The 5,210-nt window shown below is 64.8% G+C and carries 3 protein-coding genes; 2 read left to right on the top strand and 1 reads right to left on the bottom strand.

Annotated elements, in window-relative coordinates; all coding sequences use genetic code 11:
• Positions 1-1,597 (bottom strand): xanthine dehydrogenase family protein molybdopterin-binding subunit (locus FXB41_RS40320; RefSeq protein ID WP_219685714.1); only part of this gene is annotated, 1,597 nt, incomplete at its 3' end.
• A 235-nt stretch (positions 1,598-1,832) separates the two neighbouring features.
• Between FXB41_RS40320 and FXB41_RS40325 the strand changes: the two genes are divergently transcribed.
• Entirely contained in the window at positions 1,833-3,440 is a 1,608-nt protein-coding gene (locus tag FXB41_RS40325; RefSeq protein WP_219685715.1) for a multicopper oxidase family protein, read from the top strand.
• A gap of 122 nt (positions 3,441-3,562) precedes the next feature.
• The gene (locus FXB41_RS40330) at positions 3,563-5,185 is read left to right on the top strand and encodes an ABC-F family ATP-binding cassette domain-containing protein (protein WP_007591795.1); all 1,623 of its coding nucleotides are present in this window, start codon (positions 3,563-3,565) and stop codon (positions 5,183-5,185) included.
• Positions 5,186-5,210 lie beyond the last annotated feature (25 nt).

A 5,210-nucleotide genomic window follows, 5' to 3' on the forward strand; every position in this document is an offset into this window, starting at 1 on the left:
TGCCGACCAGCCGATCCGACGAGGTCTGCTTGAACTGCGCCCGCTGCTGCCAGATCGGATGCTTCTCGAGCTTGTCGAGGATTTCGGGCGTGCGCACCGAGACGATGTAGGGATTGCCCGTCATGGTCCGACCGTTCTGCGGCAGCGCGTTGCGCCGCCGGAATTCGATCGGATCGTGCTTGAGCTCGGATGCCGCTTCGTCGATCAGGACCTCCAGGGCCGTCATGGCTTGCAGGATGCCGTAGCCGCGCATCGAGCCCGCGCTCACGCCGCGCGAGTGCACCGCGACGGTCCTGACGTCGACCTTCGGAATGTCGTAGATGCCGATCGCGCCGGTGGCCGCGACGACGGCGACGCTGGCCGAGAAATGGGCGAGCCCGCCGCCGTCGAGCACGTGATCGGCGGCGAACGCCTTGATCTTGCCGGTCACGCGATCGATGCCGATGCGCGAGCGCATCTTGATCGAATGGCGCTTGATGCCGGCCTGAAACTGCTGGTAGCGGTCATGCGCCAGCCGCACGGGCTTGCCGGGAAAGCAGACCGCCGCGAGCGCAACATAGAGAATGAAAGGCGTGTGATCGCGGCCACCAAAGCCGCCACCGACATGGGCGAACTGCGCGTTGATGTGCGCCGGCTTGTAGGGCGCGCGGGCCTTGCCCAAGAGATGCGCGATCGATTCCGCCGCCTCGTAGGGCGACTGGACGCCCAACAGCAGTTCGAGATTGCCGCCCTTGCCGTCGTACCAGGCGAGCCCGCATTCCGGCTCCAGGAACATCGGGTCGACCGATTGCGTCTCGAACTCGCGGTCGAGCACAAGCATGGAGGCGTCATCCGCTGCAAGCTCGGCACGGATCTGCTCGCCATATTTCGCCGCCTTGGCGTAATCCGCGGGCATGTCCTTCGCGAGCGGCGACCACACTGGCAGCGCCGCGCTCTGGACCTTCTTGGGCGAGACCCAGCCGGCCTGGAGCGGCGAATAGACATCCGGCTTGTCAGGCGAGGGGCCTGCCACGCGGGTGAAGCGGAAGGCCCCGTAATCGGGGACGACGACTGGCCCGGTCTCCTCGCCGAATTGGACGAACGTGCCGTCGCGTAGCGCCAGACGTGCCTGATCGAAGGCGTCGAACTTCTCGAAGATCAAAAGCGCGACCGGCTGTCCCAGATAGAGCGGCGTCTTGCCGATCGGACAGAACAGGTCGCCCGCGTAGAACTCCGGCACCTGGGTCCCGATCCGGTCGAGATCGGCGGCAGTCACCACGACCGACGGCTTGAGCGCGCCGCCGAGGCGGGCGAGGTCCAGCCCGGTATAGACATGCGTGGCGTCGTTGGCGCGGACCAGGATGGCGTGCGAGGTGGCCTGCGGCCAGCCCTGCAGATCATTGGCGCGGAAGTCGGAAGCGTAAAGCTTCGCACCGGTGACCTTGGCGACGCCGTCGATCCGGCCGGCGCCCGCCGTCGCGGGATTGAACTTGCCGCGTCCAGGCAGCGTCTCGTGCGCTGCGAAGGGCACGCCGGCTGCGGACGCCAGATGTGACAGGCTGACCGAGATGCCTCCCGCCGACAACCACTTCACGAACTCACGTCGCGAAGGCCTCATGATCATATCCTTGTACAGAGTTTCGAGAACATCGGGATGCGGCCAGCATGCGATGTCCGGAGGGCATAGGTCAGCGCCAGCGCGAATCCGTCACGATGCATCCTGCGACGATAGAACGGCTGAGGAGGTTTACAACCAATGAATGTGGTGCGCTTGCGCCTCGAATTGTGGTTTGGTGCTTGCTTTAGAGTCGAATCGAACGGAAGACGGTCCGGCAACAGGGGGCGCAATTCAAATGCAGCAGGATCCGAACGGTGCGTCTTCAGTCACCAGCGCCATGGGCACGACGACATTGTCGCGCCGTCAATTGCTGGATTGCGGTCTCAAGGCGGGCGCGTTGTCGCTGTTCGCAGGTGCCGCAAATGCCCAGCACGCCGTGCACGACCATGCGGGCATGTCCCACACCGCGGACATGTCGCCGAGCATGGGGATGGTCGCTGAAACGCCCGTTCCCGCCATGGACCAAGCGCTGGTCGAGCCCGAGGTGCGGCGGTCCGTCAATGGCGTGCTGAGCACGACCATGCGCGTCGGCTATGCCTATCGCCAGATCGGCGGCGTCAGGCTCTATGTCAGGTCCTATGAGGGCGGCAGCCCCGGCCCGACCTTGCGCATGAAACCCGGCGATACCCTGCGCATCAAGATGATCAACGATTTGCCGCCGAACCGCGATGGATTGCCGGCCGACATCAGCCATCCGCACCAGTTCAACAACACCAATTTCCATTTCCACGGCGCGCATACCAGCCCGAGCGGGATTTCCGACAACGTCATGCGCTCGATGGCGCCAGGCCGCAGCTACAACATCGAAATCACCCTGCCGGCCGATCACACCATGGGCACCTACTGGTATCACCCGCATCACCACGGCAGCGCCGACATCCAGATGTCCTCTGGCATGGTCGGCGCCGTCGTCATCGAGGGTGATTTCGCCGAAATTCCCGAGATCGCCACAGCCCGCGAACGGCTCATGGTGCTCACCCAGGTGGTCTACGATTCCAACGGCATGGTCGAGAATTTCGAGACGCTGTTTCCCGAGACCGCGACGCGCTTTCTCGCCATCAACGGCCAACGCCGGCCAATGATCGAGATGCGGCCCGGCGAGGTGCAGCGCTGGCGCATCCTCAATGCCGCCTATCAGGACGACATGCTGCTCGACCTGGAGAAGCACGATCTGCAAGCGATCGCCTATGACGGCATCCAGCTCGGCGCCATGCAGCCGCTCAAGCAGGTCCTGATTGCGCCCGGTCAGCGCGCCGACATTCTGGTGAAGGCAGGCAGCCCCGGCACCTACGCCTTCAACGCCACGCCCTACGATCAGGGCCACCCTTCGCCGGTCGGGCCCTTGGCGCGGGTCGTGGTCTCGGGCGCGCCGATGGACATGAAGCTGCCGCGCGCCTTGCCGCCGGCTCCGCTCGCGACCATCAAGGACTCCGAGATCACCAACCGCCGCAAGGTGGTGCTGTCGGCGACCGCGCCGGAGGCCGACGCCGCCGGCCATTGGCAGGAATTCGAGTTCTTCGTCGACGGCAAGAAGTTCGACCCCGGCCGCATCGATCAGCGGGTCAAGCTGGGCGCGGTCGAGGAGTGGACCATCGTCAACACGCATGAGCATGACGACCACGTCTTCCACATCCATACCAACCCGTTCCAGGTGATCTCGGCCAATGGCAAGGCGCTGGCGGTGCCGGAATGGCGGGATTCCGTGATCGTGGAGCGCAAGGGCGGCCAGGTCGTGTTCCGCTCGCGCTTCATCGATTTCACCGGCGTCTACATGCTCCACTGTCACATGATGAACCATGAGGAGATGGGCATGATGCAGACGGTCGAGGTCTATAAGGCCTAAGCTGCGGGTCGAATTGCGCGAATTTGGCGGCAGACGGGGCTGATCCGGGCCTGGCCGGGCTTCCCCTGGCGGCCCGCATGGCCTATTGACGCTGCAACGCAACAATCCCCCAAAAAGACCCCATGATCCGCCTCGACAACGTCAGCAAGCAAGCCGGCCACCAGATCCTGTTCATCGAAGCGTCCGCCGCCCTCAACAAGGGCGAGAAGATCGGGCTCGTCGGGCCGAACGGCGCCGGTAAGACCACGCTCTTCCGGATGATCGCCGGCGAGGAACCGCCCGATGAGGGGCAGGTCTCGACCGATCGCGGCATCACCATCGGCTATTTCAACCAAGACGTCGGCGAGATGGCCGGCCGCAGCGCCGTGGCCGAGGTCATGGACGGGGCGGGACCGGTGAGTGCGGTGGCGGCCGAGCTGCACGAACTCGAGACCGCGATGGCCGACCCTGATAAGGCCGACCAGATGGACGAGATCATCGCGCGTTACGGCGAGGTGCAGCACGCGTTCGAGGAGCTCGACGGCTACGCGCTCGACGGCCGCGCGCGCGAGGCGCTGTCCGGCCTCGGCTTCAGCCAGGAGATGATGGACGGCGACGTCGGCAAGCTGTCCGGCGGCTGGAAGATGCGCGTGGCGCTGGCCCGCATTCTCCTGATGCGGCCCGATGTCATGCTGCTCGACGAGCCGAGCAACCATCTCGATCTCGAAAGCCTGATCTGGCTGGAGAAGTTCTTGCACGATTACGAAGGCACGCTGCTGATGACCTCGCACGATCGCGAGTTCATCAACCGCGTGATCTCGAAAGTGGTCGAGATCGATTCCGGCTCGCTCACCACCTACGCCGGCAATTACGAGTTCTACGAGCAGCAGCGGGCGCTAAGCGAGAAGCAGCAGCAGGCGCAGTTCGAGCGCCAGCAGGCCATGCTCGCCAAGGAGATCAAGTTCATCGAGCGGTTCAAGGCGCGCGCCTCTCACGCAGCTCAGGTGCAGAGCCGGGTGAAGAAGCTCGACAAGATCGAGCGGGTGGAGCCGCCGCGCCGCCGCCAGACGGTTGCGTTCGACTTTCCGCCGGCGCCGCGATCCGGCGAGGATGTCGTTGCGCTCAAGAAGGTGTTCAAGGGCTACGGCAGCAAGCGGATCTATGACGGGCTCGATTTCATGATCCGCCGCAGGGAGCGCTGGTGCGTGATGGGCGTCAACGGCGCCGGCAAATCGACGCTGCTCAAGCTCGTCGCGGGCGCGAGCGAGCCGGACGATGGCACCGTGGCGGTCGGCGGCAGCGTCAAGATGGGCTATTTCGCGCAGCATGCGATGGATTTGCTCGACGGCGAGCAGACGGTGTTCGAGTCACTCGAATATGCGTTTCCGACCGCGGGGCAGGGCTCTCTGCGCGCGCTCGCCGGCTGCTTCGGCTTCTCCGGCGACGACGTCGAGAAGCGCTGCCGCGTGCTGTCGGGCGGCGAGAAGGCGCGCCTCGTGATGGCGAAGATGCTGTTCGATCCCCCGAACTTTCTGGTGCTGGACGAGCCGACCAACCATCTCGACCTCGCCACCAAGGAAATGCTGATCACGGCGCTGTCGGATTTCGAGGGCACCATGCTGTTCGTCTCGCATGACCGGCATTTTCTCAGCGTCCTGTCGAACCGCGTGCTGGAGCTGACGCCCGAAGGCATCCACCAGTTCGGCGGCGGCTACACGGAATATGTCGCGCGCACGGGGCAGGAAGCGCCGGGGTTGCGGTCGTAGTGATCGGCGGTAGCCCGGATGGAGC

This window comes from Bradyrhizobium canariense, assembly GCF_019402665.1.
GTDB lineage: Bacteria > Pseudomonadota > Alphaproteobacteria > Rhizobiales > Xanthobacteraceae > Bradyrhizobium > Bradyrhizobium canariense.

What these genes read in the sequence shown, in the direction of transcription:
- FXB41_RS40325 (WP_219685715.1), top strand. Translation starts at nt 1,833, where the DNA reads ATGCAGCAGGATCCGAACGGTGCGTCTTCAGTCACCAGCGCCATGGGC.
- FXB41_RS40330 (WP_007591795.1), top strand. Translation starts at nt 3,563, where the DNA reads ATGATCCGCCTCGACAACGTCAGCAAGCAAGCCGGCCACCAGATCCTG.